The organism is Sphingomonas sp. 22176, assembly GCF_052045505.1.
Lineage (GTDB): Bacteria > Pseudomonadota > Alphaproteobacteria > Sphingomonadales > Sphingomonadaceae > Sphingomonas.
Genome location: NZ_JBQEPL010000006.1, coordinates 113,221 through 137,055 on the forward strand (window position 1 = coordinate 113,221; position 23,835 = coordinate 137,055).

Genomic DNA, 23,835 nt, shown 5'->3' on the forward strand with positions numbered 1-23,835 from the left:
ACGGGGGCTTGCATCAAATCTTCCAGCCGCTGTGGATCGCGACGAGCCCGCCGAGCAGCGGCTCCACCTTGGTCTGCCGGAAGCCGGCCTCGGCGATCATCCGCTCGAAGCTGGGCATGTCGGGGAAGCGGCGGATCGATTCGATCAGGTAGCGATAGCTGTCCTCGTCCTGCGCGAGCAGCTTGCCCAGCTTCGGCACCAGCTTGTGCGAATAGGCGTCGTACAGTTCGGCGAAGCCCGGCCACTGGGTGGTCGAGAATTCCAGCACGAAGAAGCGGCCGCCGCGCTTCAGCACGCGGTGCGCCTCGCGGAGCGCCTTGGGAATGTCGGTCACGTTCCGGATGCCGAACGCGATCGTATAGGCATCGAAGAAGCGATCGGGGAATTGTAGTGTCTCGGCATTGGCCTCGGTCCACACCAGCCCATCGATGCCGCGCTGGGCGGCGCGCTCGACGCCGACGCTCAGCATTTCCGGATTGATGTCGGCAACCGTGATCGCAGCGCCCGTCTCGGCCATGCGGAAGGCGATGTCGCCGGTGCCGCCGGCCATGTCGAGGATGTGCTCGCCCGCGCGCGGCTTCACCCGGCGGACGAAGCGGTCCTTCCACAGCCGGTGCATGCCGCCCGACATAGCGTCGTTCATCAGGTCGTATTTGCTGGCGACATTCGAGAACACCTCGCCGACGCGGCGGGTCTTGTCCTCAGGGGCGATGTCTTCGTAACCGAAGGAGACGGTATCGGGCATGGGGGTGCCTTAGCCGCAGGTGACGGCCAAACCAAGAGGGCTGAGGGGCAGGTGACATTCCGCTCCGCACTTCCTAGCTGTAGGGCCAGATGCCTGAGCTTCCCGAAGTAGAAACCACCGTTCGCGGCCTGGCCCCCGTGCTGGAGGGGCAGCGTGTCGAGCGCGTGCTGCTGAATCGCGCGGACCTGCGCCGCCCGTTCCCGGTCGATCTGGGCCAGCGGTTGACCGGGGCGACCGTCACCGGCCTGTCCCGCCGCGCGAAATATGGCCTTATATATACGGACCGCGAGGACACCTTGGTCTTCCACCTCGGCATGTCCGGCCGCTGGCGGATCGATCCGGCGGAGCTGGGCAAGCACGACCATGTCGTGATCGAGACGGCGCGGCACCGGCTGGCGCTCAACGATCCCCGGCGATTCGGCTCCATGGATCTGGTGCCCACGCCCGAACTGGCGGAATGGCCGGCCTTCAAGGCTCTCGGGCCGGAGCCCTTGGGGCCGGACTTCACCGCGGCGCATCTGGTGGCGGCTTTCGCGGACCGAATCGCGCCGGTGAAGGCGCTGCTGCTCGACCAGCGAATCGTCGCGGGGCTCGGCAATATCTATGTGTGCGAGGCGCTGTTCCTCGCCGGCATCGCGCCGACCAAGCCGGCGGGGTCGATCGGCAGGGCCAAGCTCGAGAAACTGGTCGAGGCTGTGCGCGAGGTGCTGGCGGCGGCGATTCGCGCCGGCGGCTCCACCTTGCGCGATTATGCACGGCCCGACGGCGAGCTCGGCTATTTCGCCAAGGAGTGGCGGGTCTATGGACGGGAAGGCGAGCCGTGCAGCTGCGGCCGCCTCGTGCAGCGCCGCGTGGATTCCGGGCGTTCCACCTTCTATTGTGGAAAATGCCAGCGCTGAAATGGTTGACCCGAATCGCTGTAGACGATAAAGGGCCCGTCTTTCCGGCGTGGGCTCGCTTCCGCGCCTCACCCATTTCGAGCAGGAACAAGACCGAATGGCGAATACGCCGCAAGCGAAGAAGCGCATCCGTCGCAACGACCGCCGCGCCGAGATCAACGGTGCACGCGTCGGCCGCATCCGTACCTTCGTCAAGAAGGTCGAAGCTGCGCTGACCGCCGGCGACAAGGCCGCTGCCACCGAAGCGCTCGCCGCTGCGCAGCCGGAAATCGCACGGGGCGTCGCCAAGGGCGTGCTCCACAAGAACACGGCAGCGCGGAAGTTCTCGCGCCTCAACAAGCGTCTTCAAGCGCTCGCTTAACCGTAACCATTCGGTAACGAAAAGCCCTGCCGGACCCTGTCCGGCGGGGTTTTTCGCGTTTGCGCTGCCAAGAATTGGTTAATTTTTGGGCAAGGCGAGTGAATCGCGCAAATGCGCGAGTCGACCCGATTCGGGCTGCAATGACTCCGGCTTTGTCTTAGTAACTATCGGGAATAGTTGAGTAATTTCGATACCCTCACGGTTTTCCTAGGGTTCGGGCTGTCAACAAAACTATTTCAGAAAGTTTACATGGGAAGCCCTTGCTCGACTCAGTTCGAGCTTCCTACAACAAGTCTCCCGGCCACGTTGCTGGCTGGGGACAACGAGCTCATCGCGCGTCTCCGGGGGCATGACCGGCTGCGATGGGCCTCATGATCGACAATGGTTTTTGAACGCGGGAATCGTGATTCCCGCGAAGGAAGGGTGCGTCAGAGTGACTCAGGTTCAACCGCTGGAACGTGAGGAAGGCCGCGACGTCGCCAAGGCATGGGCGCATGTGCGCACCAACCTGCGCCGCTCGGCCGGCCAGCGGCTGTTCGACCAGTGGCTGAAGCCGGTGGTCCTGATCGAGGGTAGCGATTCGCTCGCCGTGCGTCTGGGCCTGCCGTCGCCGTTCCTCACCCAGTGGGTGAAGAATCACTATGGCGAGCGGCTGCTGCTCGAATTCCGCGCGGTGCTGCCGAACGTGCGCAGCGTCACGCTGGAGACGTTGCAGGACGCCGATCAGCGCGTGCTCAGCGCCGCGCCGGCGCCCGCGCCGCGAAAGGAAACGCTGGTCGAGCCGGCCGAGCGCCCGTCGTTCGATCCGCGCTTCACCTTCGATCGATTCGTGGTGAGCACGACCAACCGCGTCGCCTTCAACGCCGCGCGCACCGTTGCGCAGCCGGGCGTGCCGATGTTCAGCCCGCTCTACCTCCACGCCGGCACCGGCCAGGGCAAGACGCACCTGATGCACGCCATCGGCCACGCCTTCCTCGAGGCGAATCCGGGCGCGACGGCGATCTATTCGACCGGCGAACGCTTTATGTTCGAATTCGTGCAGGCGCTGCGCAACAAGGACACGCTGGCGTTCAAGACCCGGCTGCGCTCAGTCGACCTGCTGATGATCGACGATCTGCAGTTCATCGGCGGCAAGGACGCGACCCAGGAAGAATTCTTCCACACGGTCAACGAGTTCATGGGCGCCGGCAAGCGCCTGGTGATCGCCGCCGACCGCGCGCCCCAGGCGCTGGAAGGCTTCGAACCGCGCCTCGTCGGCCGTCTCGGCGCCGGGCTGGTGGCGGACATCAAGCCCGCCGAGCTGGACCTTCGCCGCGCGATCGTCGAGCGCAAGCTGAAGGATATGCCGGCGGTGGACATGCCGGTAGAGGTCGCCGACCTGCTGGCTGCGCGAATCACCACCAATGTCCGCGAGCTCGAAGGCGCGCTGAACCGCCTGGTCGCCTATGCCAGCCTGTCGAACGAATCGATCACCATCGATTTCGCGACCAGCGTGCTCGGCGAAGTGCTGCGCACCAGCCAGCGTCGCATCACGATCGACGAGATCCAGCGTGCGGTTTCGACCCATTTCGAGGTCAAGCAGCTCGACCTGATCTCGGCACGCCGCGCGGTGGCGATCGCCCGCCCGCGCCAGATCGCAATGTATCTTGCCAAGCGGCTGACGACCCGTTCGCTGCCCGAGATCGGCCGCAAGTTCGGCAACCGCGACCACTCGACGGTGATCCATGCGGTCAAGCGGATCGAGGATCTGCGCAGCAAGGACGTCGAGATCGACGGCGCCGTCCGCGCGCTGATGCGCACCCTGGAGGGGTGAGCCCGGTGATTCGCCCCGCCGTCGGCGAAGACGGCGCGGCGATCTGGGCGATCCTGGAGCCGGTGATTCGCGCCGGCGAAACCTATGCGCTGGACCGCGACATGCCGCGCGAGACGGCCCTGGCCTATTGGCTGGGGTCTGATCGCGCGAGCTTCGTGGCGGAATGCGAAGGGCGGGTGCTCGGCACCTATTATCTGCGCGCCAATCAGGCGGGCGGCGGCGCGCATGTTGCGAATTGCGGCTATGCGACGCACTCCGATGCCCGCGGCCGGGGAATCGCCCGCGCCATGGCCGAGCACAGCTTCGCCGAAGCGCGGGCGCGGGGTTTTCGCGCGATGCAGTTCAATTTCGTGGTCTCCAGCAACGCGCCCGCGGTGCGGCTCTGGCACAAACTCGGCTTCGAGACGGTCGGGCGGGTGCCCGAAGGGTTCGACCATCCGGAATGCGGACTCGTCGATGCGCTCGTGCTGTATCGGCGGCTTTGACGGCAGGAAAAACCGCGGACCGTTCAATAGTCGCGACAATTCGCGGCAGGCGCAGGTGCTCAGGTCAAAGTCGTCGCCTAGCATGGGGCGTACGAAGGAGATCCCGATGCTGCTGTCTCTATTGACGGTTGCGAGCCTATCCACTGCCGCTGCGTTACCGCCAGGCGCGCCGCAAGCGGGGCAGTGCTGGTTCGATGCGATGTCCGAAGCGCAGAAGCGCGACCTCGTCTATGGCTACATACAGGTCAAGAAGACGCGCGGGGATGTGGCTGCGAGCGCGTGGGCGAAGCAGCAGCGTGCGGCCTATATGGCGGCGGCCGAGAAGGCGGGGACTTGCCGCACGGCTGACAAAGCCCCGGCGCCCGAGCAGGAAGCCCGCGCGGCATCCGCGACCAAGAAAGGCGATGAGTCCTGCAAGCGCCTCGAGCTAGAAAATGTGAATGTGCCCAATCCCGGCGGCTCGATGGGCTATGCGCTGATCTACGTCTGCAAGGACTGAGCACTTCCCTTTGAGGCTGGCGGCGAACGCCGCCCTTGCGCGTTGCGCTCTCGATAGGGAGCCCAATGCTATGACACAAAACGACGAACAGTGGATGCGGATGGCGATCGAGGTTGCGCGGTCGAAGGGATCGGATCCTTCCACCTCGCCGCTCGGCTGCGTGATCGTACTCGACGGCAAGGTGCTCGCGGCCGAGCGCAACCAGACACACGAGCTGCCCGATGCCACCGCCCATGCCGAGATGATGGCGATTCGCCGCGCCTGCGAGAGCACGGGTGAACTGGAGCTGCGCGGGGCGACGCTCTACTCGACGCTGCAGCCCTGCGGAATGTGCACCATGGCGTCGATCTGGTCGAAGGTCGGGCGGGTGGTCTACGGCGCCGGGCGCGACGACGTGCATGCGATGTATTTCGAGGCGCGGCACGTCGATACGTTGAGCTTCATCGGCGACGCCTATCGCGACGACATCGTGATCGAGGGCGGCTGCCTCGCCGCCGAATGCGCGACGCTTTATTATCCCCCCGATGCCGAACTGCCGGTGGAGGAACAGGCCAACCTCTAGCGAAGCAGCCCTGCGAGGATGGCGAGCGCGCCCAGTGCCGCGGCGCCGCGGGCGAGGCGGACATCATAGGTCAGCCCGAGCAGGACGAGTACGGCACTGAACGGCAGCACGCCGCACCAGGTCACCAGCGCGGTCGGCCAATCGGACGCGGCGAGCGTGGCGGCGAGGGCTGCCAGCAGCAGCGCCGCGCCGCCGATCCGCAACCGCGCCGGCGGCACGTGGCGTTCCCATGCGCCCAGCAAGGCGGGCGCATGGCGGGGCATGGCCGCGGCGAGCGCGAACATGCCGAGCAGGGTCAGTCCGGCGGCGATCATGCGAGCTGCTCGCGGGTACGACGGCGCGTCGGCTTGGGCCGGGGGCGCCACTGGCGCATGCCGATCCAGCCGAAGCCCGCAGCGGCGGCGAGCAGGGTGAGGCTCACGCTCGCCTGCACGCTGTCCGCAAAGGCACCGCCGGGAAGTGCGGCGGCTGCGCAGCCCAGCGCGAGCAGTGTCATGAGCAGCGGCCAGCTCCGCTTCGGTGCGAGCACGGCGCCGAGCACCAGGGATGCGGCGGCGCTCCACAGCGCCACCGACACTTCGGCACCGGCGCGATCGGCCATGCCCAGCGGCAGCAGCCGGTTGGCCAGCAGGAAGGCGACGCAGCCGATCGGCACGCCCGCCAGCACGCCGGCATTGAGCCGCTCGACGATGCGGTTGCCGAGGGACAGGGGCGCGCGTTCGCGGCGCTTGACCACCCACAGCACCATGCCGCTCGCCACCGCCAGCGTCAGCATCGCGCCGCAGAGGAAGTAGAGCCAGCGCGTCGCCAAGGGCGCGAAGCGGGCGAGGTGGAGGCCATAGGCCACGCCATAGGTCTGGAGGGCCGGGCGATTCTCGGTGAAGTCGGCGAGGACGCGCCCGTTGGTGCCGTCGAAGCTTACCGCGCCGGCGGCATAGGCGATCTGGCGGGCATCGTCGCGGAACATGGTGACCACCGCGGCGGCATCGCCCGGATGCGCGATCGTCACCCGGCCCACCGGCTTGCCGAGGCGCCGCTCGGCCTCCGCAAGCATCGGTGCAAGCGGGGCGAGCGGCGCGGGTTTGCTCGCGGCCGGGCGGTCGATCTGGCCTGGCTGGAAAGCCTGGAACATCGCCGCCATGTCCTTCCCGTAATTGGCGCTGATCGCCCAGGGCATGTTGAGCGTCGCCAGCGTCAGCAGGCCGGTGAAGCTGATCATGATGTGGAAGGGCAGGGCAAGCACGCCCACCGCATTGTGCCCGTCGAGCCAGGAACGCTGGCCCTTGGCCGGGCGGAAGGTGAAGAAGTCCTTGAAGATTCGGCGGTGCGCGACGATCCCGGTGATCAGCCCGAGCAGCAGCACCAGCGCCGCCAGCGAGGCGAGCAGCCGGCCCCAGGGGAAGGGCAGCTGCAGCTCGAAATGGAGCCGGTAGAAGAACTCACCGCCCAGCGTCTCGCGCGGGGCGGGCGCGCCGGAGACGGGATCGAGCGCGCGATAGACGAAGCCGGTGCCGGGATCATAGGTCGCCTCGACCGTGTTCATCCGATCGTTGGGCAAGGTGAGATACCAGCCAAACGAGTTGGGCGCGTTCTTTGAGAGCCAGCGGGTCGCGGCGGTCAGCGCTGTGGCGCGGTCGGCCGTCGCGATGGTTTCGGGGCGCATCCAGCGGCCGATCTCTGGCTTGAACACGCTGAGCGTGCCGCCCAGGCACATCACGAACAGCACCCAGCCGAGCAGCAGCCCGGTCCAGCCATGCAGCCACGCCATCGCCTGGCGGGCGCCGTCGCGCACCGCGCTCATGCCGCGGGCATCCCGGCCGCCCAGGCGATGCCCGCCAGCAGCGCGGCGGCGGCGAGGATGCCGCCCAGCGCGCGCAAGGGTCCGGGCGCGAGAAAGGCCCAGATCGTCGCCACGGGCGCGACGAGGAAGGCGAGCATCGTCGCCGGCACGATCGCGTCAAGCCGGGGCAGGGGCAGGGTGCGCGCCGCCGCCGCGGCGAAGCACGCCGCGACCAGATAGGCGCCCAGGCTACCGGCCACCGCGCGCGTCGCGATGTTCGCTCGATAGCCCCAGCCTCTGCGGAGATGCGCCCCCATGGCCAGTCTCAGTAGCTGAAGCTGATGCTGCCGAGCACGCTGCGCGGCGGTGCGTAGAAGGCCTGGCCCCACATCACGCTGCCCAGATAGCTGCTGTCGGTCACGTTGCGGACGTTGATCGCGGCGCGGACGTGATCGACCAGGCGGATGCTCGCCATCAGGTCAAGCACGGCATAGTCCTTCTGCGTTACGGTGAAGTCCGGGCTGCGGACCGTGTTCTGCCAGCGCAGCTGGGCACCCATCTTCAGGTCGTGCAGCTCGGGCACGGTGTAGGTGGTGGCGAGCTTGAGGCTCTTGGTGGGGATGAAGACGCGGGCGGGATTGCCCGCATTGTCCTCGATCTCGAGACCGGTATAGCCGCCGCTGATCGTCCAGTTGTCGGTCACCTTGCCGGCCAGCTCGATCTCGAAGCCGCGCGAGGTGGTGTCGAGGCCGGTGTAGAAATAGGTGCCGTTCTGGCCCGGGTCCCCGGGGGCGAACACGCCAGCATAGGTGGCGAGGTTCTTCTGCTTGGCGCGGAACAGCGAGGCGGTGGCGTAGAGCCGGCCGCCGAACCATTCGGTCTTGAGCCCGCCCTCGATGCTGGTGCCGGTCACCGGATCGAGGCGGCGCCCCGTCCGGTCCACCTCGATCTGCGGATTGAAGATGTCGGTATAGCTTGCGTAGAACGAGACGTTCTTGGTCAGGTCGTAGGTCAGGCCGGCATAGGGGCTGACGCGGCTGTTCTTGCGATACTGGTCGGCGCCGTAGGAGATGCCGCTCGACTTGAGCCAGGTCGCGCTGCCGCCGACCACCGCCTTCAGCCGATCGGTGACGTTGAGGTGCGCGGCACCATAGGCGCGGGTTACTTCGGTGCGGCTGTCGGCCTGGAGCGTGATCGGGCCGGTGCCGGGATCGGTGATCACCGCGCTCGAAAGGTTGGGCACCGCGGGATAGGCGACATAGCTCTTGCCTTCGCCCTCCCACTGGCGGTTGTCGAGCCGGCCGGTCGAGACGCCGAACGCCAGCTGGTGCTCGCGCCCGAACAGGTGGAGCGGGCCCGAGGCGGTGAAGTCGCCGAGATACTGGTCGGTCTCCGACGGATAGGCGCCGACCTGGCCCGAGATGCCGAGGCCGGTCGTCTTGTCGGGCAGGTTGAAGGCATAGAGCAGCCGCGCCTGCTGCTTGTTGTTGCTGTAGGTGAACACGCCCTTGGCCTGCCAGCCCTTGCCCAGATCATAAGCGAGCTCGCCGAAGGCGCGCTGATCGGTGGTGTCCCAATAGGTCCAGGGCGCAGAGGTGGTCGCCGAGCGCGCATAGGGGATGCGGCTGCCATCGGTATAGGTGAGCGGCAGCGCGCCCCACAGCACGCCGTCGGCATCATTGTCCTGCCGGGTGTAGCCGACCGTGGCGGTGAGCTGCGGGGTGATCTTCCAGTCGGCGATCAGGCCGTACACGTTGCGGTTGACGTGGTTGTAGTCGAGATAGCTGTCGCGCTGCTCGTGCGCATAGATCGCGCGGACGCCCACCGTGTCGGTTACCGGCACCGAGATGTCCGCATCGCCGCGCCAGCGGTTCCACGAGCCGACCTGCGCCGTCGCGGTCGCCTGCAGCGTGTCGGTGGGGCGCTTGCGGACATAGTTGATCGTGGCGGACGGGTTGCCCACGCCGGTCATCAGCGCATTGGCGCCGCGGATCGCCTCCACCCGCTCGAACAGCGCGGTATCGATATCGCCATATTGGATGCCATTGGGCAGCGGCAGGCCGATGCCGTCGACCTGGAAGCTGTTAATGTCGAAGCCGCGCGAGTTGTAATAGGTCCGGTCGCTCTCGACGCGCTCGACATTGATGCCGACGGTCTGGTCGAGCAGGTCGTTGATATTGGTGAGCTGGAAATCCCGGATCCGCGCCTGATCGATGATCGTGATCGACTGCGGCGTCTCCCGCGGGGTGAGGGTCAGGCCGGTGGCGCTCTGCGAGGGCTGCGCCGCCACGCCGGTCACCACGATCTGGTTCTGCTGGTCGTCACCGTCCGCGGGACCGTCCGTTCCCGCGATGGCAATGCCGGGCAGGGCGAACAGCGCGGTGGTGAGCAAGACGGTGCGAAGCGACAGGTGCATGATCCGGCAAATCCCTTTGGGTCTCGTTATCTGGCCGAGCCTTTAGGGATGCTGTGTATTGCGAGTCAATCGCATTATCAAATTTGGTGTCGGAATCGCTCTCAGCGCAGGCCGCGGGCGATCCGCAGCACGTAGCTGATCACCTCGGCCACCGCGGCGTAATGCTCCACCGGGATCGGCTGGTCGAGTTCCGCGCTGGCGTAGAGCGCGCGGGCGAGGGGGCGGTTCTCGACTAGCGGAATGTTGTGCTCCGTCGCGATCTCGCGGATCTTGAGCGCGATCGTGTCGACGCCCTTGGCTACCACCACCGGCGCGCCCATGCTGCCATGGTCGTACTGGAGCGCGATGGCATAGTGGGTCGGGTTGGTGATGACGACGCTGGCCTTGGGGACGTTGGACATCATGCGGCTGCGCGAGCGCTGCATCTGCATGCTGCGAATCTTGGCCTTGATCTTCGGGTCGCCCTCGCTCTGCTTGTACTCGTCCTTCACTTCCTGAAGGCTCATCCGCATGCGCTTCATGAACGAACGGCGCTGCCAGACGAAGTCGAACAGCGCGAGCGCGCCGACCAGCGTCGCGATCGGGCGGAGCATGGCATGGACGATGTCGCTCGCCGCGCTGCCGGTGTCGACCAGATCAGCGCCGACCAGCCGGTCGATCGTCGCGGCGTGCGGCCAGGCGATCACGGCGGCGATGCCGCCGACCAGGCAGAGCTTGGCGAAGGTCTTGAAGAACTCGACCAGCGCCTGCTTGCCGAACATGCGCTTGGCGCCGTTGAAGGGATTGAGCTTGTTCCACTTGGGCTTGATCCGCGACCAGCTGATCATCGGCCGCCCCTGCAGCACGCCGCCCAGGATCGCGAAGCCGAACAGCGCCGCCAGGATCGGCGCGAGCGCCGTGCCGATCGCACCGAACAGCCCGGTGGCGAAATTTTGCGCGCCGTCGGGCTCCATCCGGAAATCGTCGGCGCCGCCCCAAAGGCGGACGAACAGCGTGCCGAACTGCTGGATCGTGTAGGTGCCCAGGCCCCCCATCACCACCAGCGCCGCGACGAACATCGCGGCATGGCGCATTTCGGGCGCCATCGGCACGTCGCCGCGTTTTCGCGCGTCTTCGAGCTTCTTGTCGGTAGGTTCCTGGGTCTTGTCGTCCGAATCGTCGCCGCCGCCCGCCATCACCAGCCCTTTTGCAGCACGTCACCCATGGTCTGGGTGAAGAAGGTGAGCATGGTGCCGATGGTGGTGATCACCAGCGCGAGACCGAGCAGCAGGTTGAGCGGCTGGGCGATGAAGAAGACCTGGATTGCCGGCGCGACGCGTGCGGCGAGGCCGAGCGCCACGTTGAAGACGATGCCGTAGACGAGGAAGGGCGCCGCAAGGCTGATGCCCAGCGTCATCGAGCGACCGATTGCCTCGACCGCCAGCTCGGCGAAATCGTGCATCGGCGGCATGCCGCCGATCGGGAAGGTCTGGTAGCTGTGGACGATCGCGCCGAGCCACAGGTGATGGACCTGCATGCTCATGCACATCAGCGCGGCAACGATTCCGACCAGCTTCGACAGGATCGGCGCCTGGCCGGACTGCGAGGGATCGAACATCACCGCCGAGGAAAGGCCGATCTGGAGGCTCATCAGCGAGCCGGCCATCGAGATCGAGAAGAACAGGATCTTGACGATCATCCCCATGGCGAGGCCGGTCATCAGCTCCGTCACCAGGATCGCCGGAAGCACGGCGCCGGCATTCACCGCGGCGCGCGCCGGCTCGCCGATCAGGCCGTAGAGCGCGAACGACATGGCGAAGGCGATGAACAGGCGGATGCGGCCGGGGATCGCATCTTCGCCGAACACGGGGAGCAGCATCAGCACCGCCCCGACCCGCGCGAAGACGATGAAGAAGGCCGAAACCTGCAGCGCGAGATCGGGGGGGACGATCATCCGTGGATGATCATGTCGCTGATCTTGGCCATGAACTGGCCAAGCGCCTGCCCGATGGTGGGCAGCATAAGCAGGAACACCAGCCCCATCGCGACGAGCTTGGGCACGAAGGTGAGGGTGGTTTCCTGAATCTGGGTAAGTGCCTGGAGCAGGCCGACGAACACGCCGACGATCAGCGACGTCAGCAGCAGCGGCCCGACAACGGTGAGAATCAGCATCAGCGCGGATTCGGTGAGGCTGATCAGCTGCGCGGGCGTCATGTCGCGGCGTGCCTTCGTCAGATCTGCATGCGCATGATGTCGGTGTACGCACCGACGACGCGGTCGCGCACGGCGACCATGGTGTCGAGCGCGGTCTCGGCCGCGCCGATCGCGGTGACGACGTCGATCAGATCGCCCTTGCCGGCAACCTGCTTGGCCGAGGCGGTCTCGGCCGAGCGCAGCTTGTCTGCGGTGCCGCCGACCAGATTCTCGACCATCGCGCCGAAGCCCGATTGTTCGCCGTCACCGATTTCGCCGCCGCCGGCGGCCTTGCTGAGCGTGTTGCCGATCGACGCTGCCCGGCCATAGGCCTTGCTGGCGTCCAATGCTCCGATGGACATGATCCGGATTCCTTACTTGAGCAGATCGATGGTGCGCATCGTCAGGCTCTTGGCCGCTTCGATGGCGTTGAGATTGGCTTCGTAGCTGCGCTGCGCTGCCTTCATGTCGGCGTTCTCGATCAGGCCGTTGACGTTGGGACGCAGCACATAGCCCTGCGCGTCCGCCGCCGGGTGACCCGGCTGATAGACCTTCACGAAATCCGACTGATCGTTCTGGATCGACTTCACCTTCACGCCGGTGCCGCCGGTAGCGCGATCCATCGCCGCCTCGAAGCTCACGACCTTGCGGCGATAGGGATTGCCACCCGGGGTATCGGCGACCGAATCCTGGTTCGCGAGATTTTCCGCGATCGTGCGCATCCGCAGCGACTGCGCGCGCAGACCCGAGGCGGAAACGCCCAGCGAAGCATCCAAATCCATTGTTGATCCTCCACGAGGCCTGAAAGCGGCCCACGCCATCATTGTAGGCAAATTTTGCCGGGCTGGGCGCCGGGGGCGGAAAAAAGGTTCCTATAAGTCAGGTGGAAAGGGAGACGCATGTCCGTACTCGATGGAATCATGATCGAAATGTCGGTGGTGCTCGGTTCTACCGAAGTACCGATCCGGCAGATCCTGCAGATGAGCCGCGGGGCCATGATCCCGCTGGACTGCGGGCAGGACGATCCCAGCATGGTCTATGTCAATGGCGAGCTGGTCGCAGTCGGGCGCATCCTCGTGGACGGCGAGGTCATGTCGCTCGAAATTTCCGAACTCGTGAAGAAGTCGCGTAACTGATGGATCTCTTGTCGATGCTGCGTACGCTGGGCGCTCTGGGCCTGGTGCTGGGGATGCTGGCAACGGCATTGTGGGTCGTTCGCCGCTATGATCTGAAATTGCCGGGCCGAGTGACCGGCGGGGGACGCAAGCGGGTGGAACTGGTCGAGCGGCTGGCGGTCGACGCCAAGCGCTCGGTCGCACTGATCCGCCGTGACGGTTGCGAGCACCTGATCTTCATCGGCCCCGAGGGCCATGCCACGATCGAGACGGGCATCGTCGCGCCGGTGCAGCCGGTGGCCGAGCCGAGCGCGACTGGCGAGGGCACGGCCAAGATCGAGGACGATCTGGCGGTGCTCAAGGCCGGCATGGCCAAGCTGGCCGGCAAGCTCGACTTCAAGGCGATGGTCGACCGCGTGCGCCCCGATGCCGCCCCGGTGGCCGAGATTGCCCCCGAAGCACCGGTGGAAGCCCCCGTCGTCGCCGCTGCCGAGCCGGTGCCGAGCCTGCCGCTCGCCGCCAACGATGCGGAGCCGCAGGCCGCGGTGGAAGCTGAAGCCGAAGCCGACATCGAAACCGAGGCTGCGCCCGCGACTGCGGAACGCGCTGCCCGCCCGCGCGCCCGTGCGCAGACCCGCACCCGTATCCCGCGCGACACCACGCGCTGGAACAAGCGCGCCGTGCGCGAGGCACTGAATGCGTAAACTACTCGCCGCGGCCGCACTGCTGATCGTGCTGCCGGTCGCGGCGCACGCGCAAGCTGTTGCGCCCGCCGCCCAGGCGGCGGCGCAGGGCGCGACCATCAGTATCGGCGGCGAGGGGCCGCTTTCGGCCAAGGCCATCCAGCTGGTGCTGATGCTTACCGTGCTCAGCCTGGCCCCGGGCCTGCTGATGACGGTGACCAGCTTCACTCGCATGGTGGTGGCGCTGTCGCTGCTGCGCACCGGCATCGGTACGCCGGGCGTGCCGCCGAACCCTGTAATTATCAGCCTCGCGCTGTTCCTCAGCTTCTTCGTGATGGCGCCGACCTTCGAGAAGGCGTGGAACGAAGGCGTCGAGCCTTATACCAAGGGCAAGCTGACCGAGGTCGCGGCGTTCGAGAAGACCACCGAGCCGTTCCGCCAGTTCATGCTGGGCCAGGTGCGCGACAGCGATCTCAAGCTGTTCGCCGATCTTGCCAACAAGAAGATCGCGTCGCGCGCCGATGCGCCGCTGACGACGCTCTGCCCCGCGTTCATGATCTCCGAACTGCGTCGCGCGTTCGAGATCGGCTTCCTGCTGCTGCTGCCGTTCCTGGTGATCGACCTGGCAGTATCCGCGGTGCTGATGGCGATGGGCATGATGATGCTGCCCCCACCGACGATCGCGCTGCCGATGAAGATCATCTTCTTCGTGCTGGTCGATGGCTGGGCGCTGGTCGCCGGCTCGCTGGTGAAGAGTTTCACGCACTGAGCCTATTCACCCCTCCCGCAGGCGGGAGGGGGATTTTAGAAGGAGGGAAGGGGCTTACACCTGCAGCCCGACCGCCTGCTGCGCCGCCTTCAGCGTCGGCGCCGCCAGCGCACTCGCCCGCGCCGCGCCCTTGGCGAGCTTGGCGCCCACCTCGGCACGATCGTCCAGCAACGCGGTCAGCCGCTCGCGGATGGGCCCGAGCACCGAAATGGTCAGGTCCGCCAGCGCCGGCTTAAACGCGCCGAAGCCCTGCCCGGCATATTCCTCCACTACCGATTGCGGGTCGCGGTCCGCCAGAGCGGCGAAGATCGTCACCAGGTTGCGCGCCTCCGGCCGCTCGGCGAGCGCATCGAACGAGTCCGGCAGCGGCTCGGGATCGGTCTTGGCCTTGCGGCACTTGGCGGCAATCGTGTCGTTGTCGTCGATCAGGTTGATCCGGCTCAGGTCCGACGGATCGGACTTGGACATCTTCGCATTGCCGTCGCGCAAGCTCATGATCCGCGGCGCGGCCTTGCTGATCAGCGGTTCGGGCAGCGGAAACAGCTCGACCCCGAAGTCCTGGTTGAACTTGGTGGCAATGTCGCGGGTGAGCTCGAGATGCTGCTTCTGGTCCTCGCCGACGGGGACGTGGGTCGCCTGGTAGACCAGGATGTCGGCGGCCTGGAGCACCGGATAGGTGAACAGCCCGACGCTGGCGCCGTCGCGGTTCTTGCCGGCCTTGTCCTTCCACTGGGTCATGCGGTTCAGCCAGCCCATCCGGGCGGTGCCCTGGAGGATCCAGCACAATTCGGCATGGGCGGGGACGCGCGCCTGGTTGAACAGGATCGAGCGATCGTCGATCCCGGCGGCGAACAGCGTGGCGGCCATCTCGATCGTCGAGTTGGCTAGCTCCTGCGGGGTCACCGTGCCGGTGAGGGCGTGGAGATCGGCGAGGAAGAACAGGCATTCTCCCTGATCCTGCATCGCGACCCATTGCTTGATGGCGCCCAGATAATTGCCGAGGTGAAGGTTGCCGGTGGTCTGGATGCCCGAGACGACGCGCATGGAAGTGTCACTCCGCACCCGGTTGACCGTTCGGCCGTTGGACCGGCCGCGGGTCCATGGCGGCGGGGGTGCACGGCCGCGCGATCTGCCAGGACGCGGGCGCTCTACCGCGCGGCGCGGCGGCGGACCAGCGCCTTGATGTCCGAAAGCAGGAAGGCGCGGGTGGCGAAGCAGGCAGCGACATAGATTGCGCAACCGGCGCCGACCAGGATCACCAGGCCTGCGTACCGCTCCCACAGCCGCCCGTTGAGCCAGGGGTCGAGCAGCCCGGCACCCGCCCAGAGCGCGACGCCCATCAGGATCGCGGCGAGCGCGAGCCGCGGCACGCGGCGGGCAAGCTGCGCGTCCACGGTGAAATGCCCGCGCTTGCGCAGCGTGAGGTAGAGCATCGTCACGTTGACGGTGGAGGACAGCGCGGTGGCGAGCGGCGGGCCTAGATGCGCGATCAGCGGGATCAGCGCGAGATTGGCGGCGATGTTCACGGCGACCGAGATCATCGCCAGCCGCACCGGCGTCCTTGTGTCCTGCCGAGCATAGAAGCCGGGGGTCAGGACCTTGACGAGGATGTAGGAGGGCAGGCCGATCGAGAAGCCGGCCAGCGCCCAGGCGCACTTCACCGTATCCTCCGGCGTGAAGTGGCCGTACTGGAACAGCCCGCGCACGATCGGCTCGGCTGAGACGATCAGCGCGACCATCGCCGGCAGGGTAAGGAACAGCGCCAGCTCCATGCCGCGATTCTGTGTCTCCATCGCTTCGGCCTCCTTGCCCGCGCCGAGCAGCCGCGAGATGGTGGGGAGCAGGATGGTGCCGAGGCCGATGCCGATCATCCCCAGCGGCAGCTGGTTCAGCCGATCGGCATAATAGATGTACGAAATCGAGCCTTCGCCGAGCAGCTTGCCCGACAGCGCGGTGGAGATGACGAGGTTCAGCTGCACCGCGCCGGCGCCCACCGCCGCGGGCAGGATCAGCTTCATCAGCCGCCGCACATCGTCGTCGATCCGGGGCAGGCGGGGGCGCAGCGACACGCCCGAGGCGCGGCAGGCGAGCGCCAGCCAGCCGAGCTGGAGCAGGCCGCCCATCGGCACTGCGATCGCCTGCACCCGTGCGGTTTCCTCCGGCGTACCGTGGAAGAAGAACAGCCCGGTCACCATCGCGATGTTGAGCAGGATGGGTGCTGCGGCATTGACCCAGAATTTGTCGAGCGAATTGAGGATGCCGCCCAGCAGCGAGGCGAGGCAGATCAGCATCAGATAGGGAATGGTGATCCGCGACAGCTGCACCGCGAAGGCGAACTGGTCCGCGGTCGGGTGCTGCTTCTCGAAGCCGCCGGAAAGGATGGCGGTGAGCGGCCAGGCGGCGCCGAGCGCTACCAGCGTCAGCGCGAGCAGGACCACGAAGAGGACGGAAAGCGTGCGCTCGGCGAAATCATAGGCCGCGCCGCGCTCGCCGTTCACGCCCAGCTTCTGGTTGAACATCGGGATGAACGCCGATGCGAAGGCGCCCTCGGCGAAGAAGGCGCGGAACATGTTGGGCAGGCGGAAGGCGACGAGGAAGGCGTCCGACGCGAAGTTCGCGCCGACATAGCGCGCCTGGAGCGAATCGCGGACCAGCGCGAGGACGCGACTGGCGAGCGTGAGACCGCCCACCGAACCCAGGCTGCGCACAAGCTTCATCGAGATTTCGCCGTCCTATCAAAGAAAAGGGGGCGCCACCGACGTGCGGCGCGCCCCCGAATTCAAACTACAGCCCGGTTTAGGCGTGGCCGGCTTCTTCGAAGCCGATCGCGCCTTCCTGCTGGGCACGCTGCTGCATGTAGATGCCGGCAAAGTCGATCGGCTCCAGCATCAGCGGCGGGAAGCCGCCGTCGCGGACCTGGTCGGCCAGCACACGGCGCGCGAAGGGGAACAGGATGCGCGGCGCTTCGCCGAGCAGGAACGGATCGAGCGCTTCCTGCGGGATGTTACGGAGCGCGAACAGGCCCGCATAGGTGAGGTCGACGATGAACGCGACCTGCTCGCCGGCTTGGGCGCGGACTTCGATCTTCAGCGCGACTTCGTACACGTCGTCACCGACCTTGTTCGAGCCGATGTTGAACTGCACGTCGATCGCCGGAGCGGTCTGCTGCTGGTAGATCGCCGGTGCGTTCGGATTCTCGAAGGAGAGGTCCTTCACATATTGCGACAGCACGCCCGCCTGGGGCGCATCGTCGGCGCCGCCTTCAGCGCCGATTCCGGCGTAAATGTCGTTCTCGGCCATCCAACTTTCCTCTTTATGCAGGAGAATTTCGCGCCCTCGGCGCGTTACGGGGCATGCGACTAGCAGGCGTGTGCCGGTGGTGCAATCGCACGGCCCATCGTACGGTTTGAATCCGGCGGCACGAAGCCCTATGTACTAGAGACGGAGGCTTTGGAGGGCCAGTGTTCTACGTCATTCTGTTCGCGATGGTAGCCGGCTTCTTAGCGCTTCGGCTGTATGCGGTACTCGGCAAGCGTACCGGGCATGAGCAGCCGCTGCCCAAGCCGGCGGAGGAGCGCGTCGCCGCGCCACCCGTAACGCGGACGATCGAGGCGCTGCCCGAGGTCCGCGACTCGGCGAATCGCACGATCGACTCGGGCGCTGAAACCGGCCTGCGCGCTGTCGTTTCGGCAGATGCGAGCTTCGACGTCGCCAAGTTCCTGGAAGGCGCCAAGTCGGCCTATCGCATGGTGCTCGAAGCCTTTTGGAAGGGCGACGAGGAAACGCTGCGCTTCCTGGTAGACGACGAGGTGCGCGCCGCATTCGAGCAGGCGATCGCCGAGCGGAAGGCGACGGGCCAAGTGCTCGACAACCGCTTGGTGTCGATCGAGCGCGCGACCATTTCCGAGGCCGGTGTCGAGAACAAGGTGGCCCGCGTCACCGTGCGTTTCGATGCCGACATCGTTGCGCTGACCCGCGATGCCGAGGGCAATGTGATCGCCGGTTCGCTGAGCGACGCGGTGATGACGCACGACGTCTGGACTTTCGCCCGCAAGCTGCGCAGCGACGATCCGAACTGGAAGCTGGTCGAAACCGACGAAGCCTGAGGGGCAGTATGCGTATAATCGGGGGATTGGCGCTCGCGGGGCTGCTCGGCGCATGTTCGAGCGGCATCGTACCCCCGGAAGCGGGCACGCGGCCTGCACCGAGCCGGCCCGCGCCGGCCCGCCCGGCACCTGCGCCAGAGCGCCCCGCGCCCGTCGGCGCGCTGCCCGAGACGCCCGCCAATCTTCCCGCGCGCCAACCCACTGCCGCAACCCCGCTGCCCGCGATGCCGGCAGCACCCGTCGCGATGGGTGCGACCACGGCTGCGATGGCCGGGCTGGTCGCCGGCCCCGCGATCGAAACCCTGCCGGTCACGTCCGACAATGCCCGGCGCGCCCTCGCGGCGTTCAAGCTGAGCTGCCCCGGGCTGCTGCGGCGCACCGACGCCTCTGGCCTCACCACCGGGACCGATTGGGCCAATGCCTGTGCGGCCGCGGCGAGCTGGTCGGGTGACGCGGCGCCCTTTTTCGCCCAGTGGTTCGAGACGGTGCAGGTCGGCAACGGCGCGGCCTTCGCCACCGGCTATTACGAGCCCGAGATCGCGGGGTCACGCGAGCGGCGCTCGGGCTATGACGTGCCGGTGTACGGCGTGCCGGACAATCTGATCGAGGTCGATCTCGGGCTGTTCTCCGATGCGCTGAAGGGCAAGAAGATCCGCGGCCGCGTCGATGGCCGCCAGTTCGTCCCCTATTACGACCGCACCCAGATCGAGCAGGGCGCGCTGGAGGGCCATGCCCCCGTGGTCGCCTGGGCGGCCGATCCGATCGAGATGTTCTTCCTGCAGGTACAGGGCTCGGGCCGCCTGAAGGGCCCGAACGGGCAGGTGCTGCGGATCGGCTATGCCGGGCAGAATGGCCGCGACTATACCGGCATCGGCAAGCTGATGAAGGATCGCGGGCTGCTCGGGCCGGGCCAGACCTCGATGCAGGGCATCGTCGCCTGGCTGCGGGCGAACCCGGAGCAGGGCCGCGCGATCATGCGCGAGAACAAGAGCTTCGTCTTCTTCAAGGAACTGGACGGCGCGGGTCCGCTGGGCGCGATGGGCTATCCCGTCGCCGGCTGGACCAGCGTGGCGGCGGACCCGAAGTTCATTCCGCTGGGCGCGCCGCTGTTCCTGTCGGCGGATCGTACCGACGCGACCGGCCTGTGGGTGGCGCAGGATACCGGCGGCGCGATCAAGGGCGCGAATCGGATCGATACTTTCTGGGGCGCCGGGGACGACGCGCGGGCGATTGCCGGCGGCATGGCCGCGCGCGGCACTGCCTGGCTGCTGCTCCCCAAGGGCACGCTGGCCCGACTCGCGGCGACGCAGCCGCCGCTGCCGCAGCCGACGATCCCGCAGCCGACGATACCCCAGCCCACGACTCCCCAACCATGAGCGGACGCGGGCGCCGCGATCTGGCGCCCGAGGAAGCGGCGCTGTGGCAGAAGGTGATCGCAAGCGTCACCCCGCTCCATGTCCGCGCCACGCCCCGGAAGCTGCCGCCCGAGCCCGTGGCGACCCCGGCACCGAAGCCGATTCCCCGGCCGAGCCGTGCGCCGATCGACGTGCCCATCGGCAAGCTGGTGCCGACTCGGCCAGCCCGGCCTGCGATCACGCTCTCCAGCCCCATGCCCGATACCCATGAGCGACGGACGCTGGACGCGAGCTGGGATCGTCGTCTGTCGCGGGGGCTGGTCGCGCCGGAAAGTTCGATCGACCTGCACGGGCACAATCTCCACGCGGCCTATGACCGGCTGGATGCAGGCCTCGCCCAGGCGATCGCGCACGGGGACCGGGTGTTGCTGCTGGTTACCGGCAAGCCGCCACGGCCCGAATCGGAGCGGCCGCATGCCCGTGGCGCCATTCGCGCGGCGGTGGGGGACTGGCTGGCCGCCTCGCGCCATTCGGATCGAATCGCTGCGGTACGACAGGCGCACCCGCGGCACGGTGGCGCCGGTGCGTTGTACATCGTCTTGCGGCGCCCACGATCCGCGTAGAATACCGGAATTTCTTAACTAATGCGTGCGAAGTCTACAGCGGCGCCATCTACTGTCGGCGCCGATGGGGATAGTTGGAGCGTCGATCGGAAATGCGCTGGGGGGAGCGAGGCATCGGGAGGGGCGTGGCGGTTGCCGCTGCACTTGCAGCCTGTCTGCTCGTCGGTGCTGCGCTGGGCGTCGGCGTGGATCTGCACGTATTGGGCGTGGCGCTTGCGCTGACCTTGCCCTTGGCGCTGCTCATCGTCCTGGTTGTCCTGAGCCTGCTGCAGCCGCGCCGCAACGCCGTGCTGAGCGCGGCTGTCGATCGGCTGCATGCCGCTGCGCTTGGCGACCTCGAAAGTTCGCTGCCCACCACCCTGGTCGAGGGCGCGCCGCGCCTTGCCCAGTCGATGGATGAGCTGTTCCTGAAGCTGCGCGGCAATCTGGAGAGCGTGCACCGGCTCGCCATGTTCGACACGGTGACCGGCCTCGCCAACCGCCCGCATTTCCGCCGCAGCGCCGAGCGGATGCTCGAAGACGCGCACGAGGAAGCGCGCGCCGCGCTGTTCTTCATCGATCTCGACCGGTTCAAGGCTGTCAACGACACGCTGGGCCATGCGGTGGGCGACGTGCTGCTCGGCATGGTCGCGAACCGGCTGCGCGCGGTGGGCGACCAGTGCGCCGCGTTCAACCATGGCGAGACGCCGCTGATCGGCCGCCTCGCCGGCGACGAGTTCACGCTGTTCTTTGCCGATCTGCCCGATCCGCAAGCCCGTGCGCGGGTAGGCGAGAAGGTGCTGGAGGCGCTGTGTGCGCCGTTCGATCTTGCCGGCCAGCAGGTCAGCATCGGTGCGTCGGTGGGGCTGGCGCTCTATCCTGACCACGGCGTGACGCTGCACGAGCTGATGGGGGCGGCCGACGCCGCGATGTATCAGGCCAAGACCCAGGGGCGCGGCCGGGTGGAGACGTTCAGCGACGGCCTCGCCGCGCAGATGATCGCGCGCGCCCGGCTGGAGACCGAGCTCCGCGCCGCCATCGAACATGACGAATTCGCGCTGGTCTTCCAGCCGCAGGTTTCGGCGAGCACCGGTTCGATCGTCGGCGCCGAGGCACTGCTGCGCTGGCAGCATCCGGACGGCACCAAACTGCCGGGCTCGTTCCTGCAGCGCGCCGAGGAAACCGGGCTGATCGTCGAGATCGGCGACTGGGTGGTGGCGACGGTGGCGAACACCATCGCGCGCTGGGGGCGGTTGGGCGTCGAGCAGCGGCTGGCGGTCAACGTCAGCCAGCGCCAGATCGATCATGCGAGCTTCTTCCGTCACCTGCGTGCGGCGATGCTCGCGGCACAGGCACCGGCGCGGCTGCTCGAGCTGGAGATCAGCGAGACGCTGGCGATGCATTGTTCCGAGGACGTGCTGCGCGCGATCGCGACGCTGCGGTCAGCCGGTGCCACCATCGCGGTCGACGATTTCGGCACCGGCTATTCAAACCTCGCCCGGCTGCGGCGGCTGCCGATCGATCGGGTGAAGCTCGACCGCAGCCTGATCGAGCATGTCGCGACCAATCCCGAGGCGCGCGCCGTCGCGCAGGCGGTGATCGGCCTGATCCACGGCATCGGCTGCGAAGCCGTGGCCGAGGGCATCGAGAGCGAGGCCCAGGCCACGGTGCTGCGCGTGATCGGCTGCGACGTGCTGCAGGGCTATGCGATCGGCGCGCCGATGGGCGAGGCGGACTTCCTCGCCTGGGTGCAGGACATGGCGCCGCGCCGCGCGACGGCTTGAGGCTCACACCCGCCGCAGGATCTCCATATAGACGTCCGTCAGCGCGCGCAGATCGGCGAGCGCGACCGCTTCGTCGAGCTTGTGCATCGTCGCGTTGACCAGGCCGAATTCCACCACCGGGCAGACACGCGAGAGGAAGCGCGCGTCGGAGGTGCCGCCGGTGGTCGACAGTTCGGCGTCCACCCCCAGCACGTCGCGGATCGCGCCGCTGACCAGCTCCGACAGCGGGCCGGGCTCGGTAAGGAACGCCTCGCCATAGACGCGACCGTTCACCTTGGCATGGGGGGCGTGGCGCGCGACCACCTCGCGGATGCGGTCGATTAGGTCGGGACCGCGCTGCTGGTCGTTGAAGCGGATGCTGATGCGGGCGGCGGCGCGGCCGGGGATGACGTTGGTCGCCTTGTTGCCCACTGCGAGGTCGATCACCTCGATGTTGGAGGGCTGGAACCAGGCATTGCCTTCGTCCAGCACGATCGCGTCGATCTCGGCCAGCGCGCGGACGAGGCGGGGGACCGGATTGTCGGCGAGGTGGGGGTAGGCGACATGGCCCTGGCGGCCGATCACCGCGATGTCGATCACCGTCGAGCCGCGCCGGCCGATCTTGATCGTGTCGCCCAGCCGGTGTGCGGAGGTAGGTTCGCCGACGACGCAGCAATCGGGGACGAGGCCGCGTTCGGCCATCCGCTCGATCAGCCTGGGTGTGCCGAAGGTGGCGGGGCCTTCCTCGTCGCCGGTGATGATCAGGCTGGTGGTGCCGCGCTCGGGCACCCGGGCTGCCGCCGCGACGAAGGCGGCGATCGCGCCCTTCATGTCGACCGCGCCGCGGCCATAGAGCAGGTCGCCGCGGATCTCGGGGGCGAAGGCGCCACTGGTCCAGCCCTCGCCAGGCGGCACGACGTCGAGATGGCCGGCAAAGGCGAAGTGCGGGCCGCCGCTGCCCCGGACCGCGAGCAGGTTTTCGACCGGCCCATCGGGCGCCTCGCCCTCGACGAACCGCTCGACCCGGAAGCCGAGGGGGAGGAGCGCCTGCTCGAGCACGTCGAACACGCTGCCGCGCGCAGGGGTGACGCTTTCGGCGCCGATCAGGGCCTTGGTGAGTTCGACGACGTCCGGCACACTACCTCCCAAACATAAGGGAGGCGACATTGCCCAAGCTGGACCTGGATACAATCCCGCAGACCAACGCCACCGGTTATCCGGCCCCGTTCGACGCACCCGTGGCGGGGCGCTGGTATCGCAGGCTGGCGCCGCCGAGCGGGCTGACGGCGATGGGGGTGAGCCATGTCGTGCTCAAGCCCGGCGCCTGGTCGTCGCAGCGCCACTGGCACGATCAGGAGGACGAGTTCGTCGTGATGCTGGCCGGCGAGGCGGTGCTGGTGGAGGAGGGCGGCGAGACGCTGCTGCGCGCGGGCGATTGCGCGGCGTTTCCGGCCGGGGTGGCGGATGGGCATCATCTGCAGAACCGCTCCGCGGCGGACGCCGTGTTCCTCGCGATCGGCGCGGGGCCGCGCGGGAGCGGGGAATATCCCGACATCGACATGGTGTTCACGCCGGAGGGGTATTTCCGCAAGGACGGGTCGCGCTACGAGACCGAGCGGTTGCGGTGAAGACTTCTAGCCCCTCCCCTTCAGGGGAGGGGTTGGGGTGGGGCAGTGTCTCGCGGAGACCAAGCGGCGTTCTGGAATCCCT

Annotated in this window: 28 protein-coding genes; 14 read left to right on the forward strand and 14 right to left on the reverse strand. The window is 67.4% G+C overall.

Annotated elements, in window-relative coordinates; all coding sequences use genetic code 11:
* Positions 1-13: 13 nt before the first annotated feature.
* A complete protein-coding gene (locus ACTJKY_RS17580; RefSeq protein WP_440847408.1) occupies positions 14-745 on the reverse strand; it encodes a class I SAM-dependent methyltransferase in 732 nt (243 codons plus the stop codon).
* A gap of 89 nt (positions 746-834) precedes the next feature.
* Between ACTJKY_RS17580 and mutM the strand changes: the two genes are divergently transcribed.
* The 6 genes from mutM (at position 835) to ACTJKY_RS17610 (ending at position 5,364) form a co-directional block, all read left to right on the forward strand.
* Positions 835-1,644 (forward strand): bifunctional DNA-formamidopyrimidine glycosylase/DNA-(apurinic or apyrimidinic site) lyase, encoded by an 810-nt coding sequence (gene mutM, locus ACTJKY_RS17585; protein ID WP_440847409.1) that lies wholly within the window; start codon positions 835-837, stop codon positions 1,642-1,644.
* A 97-nt stretch (positions 1,645-1,741) separates the two neighbouring features.
* The gene (gene rpsT / locus ACTJKY_RS17590) at positions 1,742-2,005 is read left to right on the forward strand and encodes a 30S ribosomal protein S20 (protein WP_010545371.1); all 264 of its coding nucleotides are present in this window, start codon (positions 1,742-1,744) and stop codon (positions 2,003-2,005) included.
* Positions 2,006-2,438: 433 nt separating this feature from the next.
* Positions 2,439-3,818, forward strand: a complete 1,380-nt coding sequence (dnaA, locus tag ACTJKY_RS17595) for a chromosomal replication initiator protein DnaA (RefSeq protein WP_440847410.1) — start codon at positions 2,439-2,441, stop codon at positions 3,816-3,818.
* On the forward strand, positions 3,815-4,303 hold the full coding sequence (locus ACTJKY_RS17600) for an N-acetyltransferase family protein (protein WP_440847411.1): 489 nt from the start codon (positions 3,815-3,817) through the stop codon (positions 4,301-4,303). Before dnaA ends, ACTJKY_RS17600 begins: the two co-directional genes overlap by 4 nt.
* Positions 4,304-4,409: 106 nt before the next feature.
* A complete protein-coding gene (locus ACTJKY_RS17605) occupies positions 4,410-4,802 on the forward strand; it encodes a hypothetical protein (protein ID WP_440847412.1) in 393 nt (130 codons plus the stop codon).
* Between the two features lie 70 nt (positions 4,803-4,872).
* Positions 4,873-5,364 (forward strand): nucleoside deaminase, encoded by a 492-nt coding sequence (locus ACTJKY_RS17610; protein ID WP_440847413.1) that lies wholly within the window; start codon positions 4,873-4,875, stop codon positions 5,362-5,364.
* On the opposite strand, the gene ACTJKY_RS17615 is transcribed toward ACTJKY_RS17610, so the two are convergent.
* The 9 genes from ACTJKY_RS17615 to flgC form a co-directional block, all read right to left on the reverse strand.
* Positions 5,361-5,678 carry a DUF3325 family protein gene (locus ACTJKY_RS17615; protein ID WP_440847414.1) on the reverse strand — a complete coding sequence of 106 codons (318 nt, stop codon included), beginning with the start codon at positions 5,676-5,678 and terminating at the stop codon, positions 5,361-5,363. The genes ACTJKY_RS17610 and ACTJKY_RS17615 overlap by 4 nt on opposite strands.
* On the reverse strand, positions 5,675-7,165 hold the full coding sequence (locus tag ACTJKY_RS17620) for a PepSY-associated TM helix domain-containing protein (RefSeq protein WP_440847415.1): 1,491 nt from the start codon (positions 7,163-7,165) through the stop codon (positions 5,675-5,677). The genes ACTJKY_RS17615 and ACTJKY_RS17620 overlap by 4 nt, the downstream gene beginning before the upstream one ends.
* Positions 7,162-7,461, reverse strand: a complete 300-nt coding sequence (locus ACTJKY_RS17625; RefSeq protein WP_093293594.1) for a ketohydroxyglutarate aldolase — start codon at positions 7,459-7,461, stop codon at positions 7,162-7,164. The genes ACTJKY_RS17620 and ACTJKY_RS17625 overlap by 4 nt, the downstream gene beginning before the upstream one ends.
* A gap of 8 nt (positions 7,462-7,469) precedes the next feature.
* A complete protein-coding gene (locus tag ACTJKY_RS17630; RefSeq protein ID WP_440847416.1) occupies positions 7,470-9,560 on the reverse strand; it encodes a TonB-dependent siderophore receptor in 2,091 nt (696 codons plus the stop codon).
* Between the two features lie 101 nt (positions 9,561-9,661).
* Entirely contained in the window at positions 9,662-10,735 is a 1,074-nt protein-coding gene (gene flhB / locus ACTJKY_RS17635; RefSeq protein WP_440847417.1) for a flagellar biosynthesis protein FlhB, read from the reverse strand.
* Positions 10,735-11,493: a flagellar biosynthetic protein FliR gene (gene fliR / locus ACTJKY_RS17640; protein WP_440847418.1), complete on the reverse strand. Its 759-nt coding sequence runs from the start codon at positions 11,491-11,493 to the stop codon at positions 10,735-10,737. The genes flhB and fliR overlap by 1 nt, the downstream gene beginning before the upstream one ends.
* Complete coding sequence (locus ACTJKY_RS17645) at positions 11,490-11,753, reverse strand: flagellar biosynthetic protein FliQ (RefSeq protein ID WP_066722503.1); 264 nt, start codon at positions 11,751-11,753, stop codon at positions 11,490-11,492. The genes fliR and ACTJKY_RS17645 overlap by 4 nt, the downstream gene beginning before the upstream one ends.
* Positions 11,754-11,770: 17 nt before the next feature.
* The gene (locus ACTJKY_RS17650; protein ID WP_440847419.1) at positions 11,771-12,094 is read right to left on the reverse strand and encodes a flagellar hook-basal body complex protein FliE; all 324 of its coding nucleotides are present in this window, start codon (positions 12,092-12,094) and stop codon (positions 11,771-11,773) included.
* Positions 12,095-12,106: 12 nt separating this feature from the next.
* Complete coding sequence (flgC, locus tag ACTJKY_RS17655) at positions 12,107-12,514, reverse strand: flagellar basal body rod protein FlgC (RefSeq protein WP_440847420.1); 408 nt, start codon at positions 12,512-12,514, stop codon at positions 12,107-12,109.
* A gap of 117 nt (positions 12,515-12,631) precedes the next feature.
* Between flgC and ACTJKY_RS17660 the strand changes: the two genes are divergently transcribed.
* From ACTJKY_RS17660 to fliP, 3 genes are read left to right on the forward strand one after another with little or no spacing between them, the layout of a single operon-like run.
* On the forward strand, positions 12,632-12,868 hold the full coding sequence (locus tag ACTJKY_RS17660; RefSeq protein ID WP_440847421.1) for a FliM/FliN family flagellar motor switch protein: 237 nt from the start codon (positions 12,632-12,634) through the stop codon (positions 12,866-12,868).
* On the forward strand, positions 12,868-13,551 hold the full coding sequence (locus tag ACTJKY_RS17665) for a hypothetical protein (RefSeq protein ID WP_440847422.1): 684 nt from the start codon (positions 12,868-12,870) through the stop codon (positions 13,549-13,551). The genes ACTJKY_RS17660 and ACTJKY_RS17665 overlap by 1 nt, the downstream gene beginning before the upstream one ends.
* The gene (fliP, locus tag ACTJKY_RS17670) at positions 13,544-14,299 is read left to right on the forward strand and encodes a flagellar type III secretion system pore protein FliP (RefSeq protein ID WP_440847423.1); all 756 of its coding nucleotides are present in this window, start codon (positions 13,544-13,546) and stop codon (positions 14,297-14,299) included. The genes ACTJKY_RS17665 and fliP overlap by 8 nt, the downstream gene beginning before the upstream one ends.
* A gap of 54 nt (positions 14,300-14,353) precedes the next feature.
* Here the strand turns inward: fliP and trpS are convergent, their stop codons facing one another.
* From trpS to secB, 3 genes are all read right to left on the reverse strand, one after another.
* On the reverse strand, positions 14,354-15,343 hold the full coding sequence (gene trpS / locus ACTJKY_RS17675; RefSeq protein ID WP_440847424.1) for a tryptophan--tRNA ligase: 990 nt from the start codon (positions 15,341-15,343) through the stop codon (positions 14,354-14,356).
* A 104-nt stretch (positions 15,344-15,447) separates the two neighbouring features.
* Complete coding sequence (murJ, locus tag ACTJKY_RS17680; RefSeq protein ID WP_440847425.1) at positions 15,448-17,016, reverse strand: murein biosynthesis integral membrane protein MurJ; 1,569 nt, start codon at positions 17,014-17,016, stop codon at positions 15,448-15,450.
* A gap of 79 nt (positions 17,017-17,095) precedes the next feature.
* Positions 17,096-17,599 carry a protein-export chaperone SecB gene (gene secB / locus ACTJKY_RS17685; RefSeq protein WP_125977246.1) on the reverse strand — a complete coding sequence of 168 codons (504 nt, stop codon included), beginning with the start codon at positions 17,597-17,599 and terminating at the stop codon, positions 17,096-17,098.
* Positions 17,600-17,760: 161 nt separating this feature from the next.
* Between secB and ACTJKY_RS17690 the strand changes: the two genes are divergently transcribed.
* The 4 genes from ACTJKY_RS17690 (at position 17,761) to ACTJKY_RS17705 (ending at position 22,146) form a co-directional block, all read left to right on the forward strand.
* The gene (locus tag ACTJKY_RS17690; RefSeq protein WP_440847426.1) at positions 17,761-18,405 is read left to right on the forward strand and encodes a Tim44/TimA family putative adaptor protein; all 645 of its coding nucleotides are present in this window, start codon (positions 17,761-17,763) and stop codon (positions 18,403-18,405) included.
* 8 nt (positions 18,406-18,413) lie between these two features.
* A complete protein-coding gene (gene mltA, locus ACTJKY_RS17695; RefSeq protein ID WP_440847427.1) occupies positions 18,414-19,781 on the forward strand; it encodes a murein transglycosylase A in 1,368 nt (455 codons plus the stop codon).
* Positions 19,778-20,383 carry a Smr/MutS family protein gene (locus tag ACTJKY_RS17700; protein WP_440847428.1) on the forward strand — a complete coding sequence of 202 codons (606 nt, stop codon included), beginning with the start codon at positions 19,778-19,780 and terminating at the stop codon, positions 20,381-20,383. Before mltA ends, ACTJKY_RS17700 begins: the two co-directional genes overlap by 4 nt.
* 92 nt (positions 20,384-20,475) lie before the next feature.
* Positions 20,476-22,146 (forward strand): putative bifunctional diguanylate cyclase/phosphodiesterase, encoded by a 1,671-nt coding sequence (locus ACTJKY_RS17705; RefSeq protein WP_440847429.1) that lies wholly within the window; start codon positions 20,476-20,478, stop codon positions 22,144-22,146.
* Positions 22,147-22,149: 3 nt separating this feature from the next.
* Here ACTJKY_RS17705 and dapE read toward each other — a convergent pair whose 3' ends face one another.
* Positions 22,150-23,292 (reverse strand): succinyl-diaminopimelate desuccinylase, encoded by a 1,143-nt coding sequence (gene dapE, locus ACTJKY_RS17710; protein ID WP_440847430.1) that lies wholly within the window; start codon positions 23,290-23,292, stop codon positions 22,150-22,152.
* Here dapE and ACTJKY_RS17715 point away from each other — a divergent pair.
* The gene (locus ACTJKY_RS17715; RefSeq protein WP_440847431.1) at positions 23,292-23,753 is read left to right on the forward strand and encodes a cupin domain-containing protein; all 462 of its coding nucleotides are present in this window, start codon (positions 23,292-23,294) and stop codon (positions 23,751-23,753) included. The genes dapE and ACTJKY_RS17715 overlap by 1 nt on opposite strands.
* Positions 23,754-23,835 lie beyond the last annotated feature (82 nt).

Excerpts from the sequence above, each read along its gene's own strand:
- ACTJKY_RS17580 (WP_440847408.1), bottom strand. The coding sequence starts at position 745 with ATGCCCGATACCGTCTCCTTCGGTTACGAAGACATCGCCCCTGAGGAC.
- mutM (WP_440847409.1), top strand. The coding sequence starts at position 835 with ATGCCTGAGCTTCCCGAAGTAGAAACCACCGTTCGCGGCCTGGCCCCC.
- rpsT (WP_010545371.1), top strand. The coding sequence starts at position 1,742 with ATGGCGAATACGCCGCAAGCGAAGAAGCGCATCCGTCGCAACGACCGC.
- ACTJKY_RS17605 (WP_440847412.1), top strand. The coding sequence starts at position 4,410 with ATGCTGCTGTCTCTATTGACGGTTGCGAGCCTATCCACTGCCGCTGCG.
- ACTJKY_RS17610 (WP_440847413.1), top strand. The coding sequence starts at position 4,873 with ATGACACAAAACGACGAACAGTGGATGCGGATGGCGATCGAGGTTGCG.
- ACTJKY_RS17615 (WP_440847414.1), bottom strand. The coding sequence starts at position 5,678 with ATGATCGCCGCCGGACTGACCCTGCTCGGCATGTTCGCGCTCGCCGCG.
- ACTJKY_RS17620 (WP_440847415.1), bottom strand. The coding sequence starts at position 7,165 with ATGAGCGCGGTGCGCGACGGCGCCCGCCAGGCGATGGCGTGGCTGCAT.
- ACTJKY_RS17625 (WP_093293594.1), bottom strand. The coding sequence starts at position 7,461 with ATGGGGGCGCATCTCCGCAGAGGCTGGGGCTATCGAGCGAACATCGCG.
- ACTJKY_RS17630 (WP_440847416.1), bottom strand. The coding sequence starts at position 9,560 with ATGCACCTGTCGCTTCGCACCGTCTTGCTCACCACCGCGCTGTTCGCC.
- flhB (WP_440847417.1), bottom strand. The coding sequence starts at position 10,735 with ATGGCGGGCGGCGGCGACGATTCGGACGACAAGACCCAGGAACCTACC.
- fliR (WP_440847418.1), bottom strand. The coding sequence starts at position 11,493 with ATGATCGTCCCCCCCGATCTCGCGCTGCAGGTTTCGGCCTTCTTCATC.
- ACTJKY_RS17645 (WP_066722503.1), bottom strand. The coding sequence starts at position 11,753 with ATGACGCCCGCGCAGCTGATCAGCCTCACCGAATCCGCGCTGATGCTG.
- ACTJKY_RS17650 (WP_440847419.1), bottom strand. The coding sequence starts at position 12,094 with ATGTCCATCGGAGCATTGGACGCCAGCAAGGCCTATGGCCGGGCAGCG.
- flgC (WP_440847420.1), bottom strand. The coding sequence starts at position 12,514 with ATGGATTTGGATGCTTCGCTGGGCGTTTCCGCCTCGGGTCTGCGCGCG.
- ACTJKY_RS17660 (WP_440847421.1), top strand. The coding sequence starts at position 12,632 with ATGTCCGTACTCGATGGAATCATGATCGAAATGTCGGTGGTGCTCGGT.
- ACTJKY_RS17665 (WP_440847422.1), top strand. The coding sequence starts at position 12,868 with ATGGATCTCTTGTCGATGCTGCGTACGCTGGGCGCTCTGGGCCTGGTG.
- fliP (WP_440847423.1), top strand. The coding sequence starts at position 13,544 with ATGCGTAAACTACTCGCCGCGGCCGCACTGCTGATCGTGCTGCCGGTC.
- trpS (WP_440847424.1), bottom strand. The coding sequence starts at position 15,343 with ATGCGCGTCGTCTCGGGCATCCAGACCACCGGCAACCTTCACCTCGGC.
- murJ (WP_440847425.1), bottom strand. The coding sequence starts at position 17,016 with ATGAAGCTTGTGCGCAGCCTGGGTTCGGTGGGCGGTCTCACGCTCGCC.
- secB (WP_125977246.1), bottom strand. The coding sequence starts at position 17,599 with ATGGCCGAGAACGACATTTACGCCGGAATCGGCGCTGAAGGCGGCGCC.
- mltA (WP_440847427.1), top strand. The coding sequence starts at position 18,414 with ATGCGTATAATCGGGGGATTGGCGCTCGCGGGGCTGCTCGGCGCATGT.
- ACTJKY_RS17700 (WP_440847428.1), top strand. The coding sequence starts at position 19,778 with ATGAGCGGACGCGGGCGCCGCGATCTGGCGCCCGAGGAAGCGGCGCTG.
- ACTJKY_RS17705 (WP_440847429.1), top strand. The coding sequence starts at position 20,476 with ATGCGCTGGGGGGAGCGAGGCATCGGGAGGGGCGTGGCGGTTGCCGCT.
- dapE (WP_440847430.1), bottom strand. The coding sequence starts at position 23,292 with ATGTCGCCTCCCTTATGTTTGGGAGGTAGTGTGCCGGACGTCGTCGAA.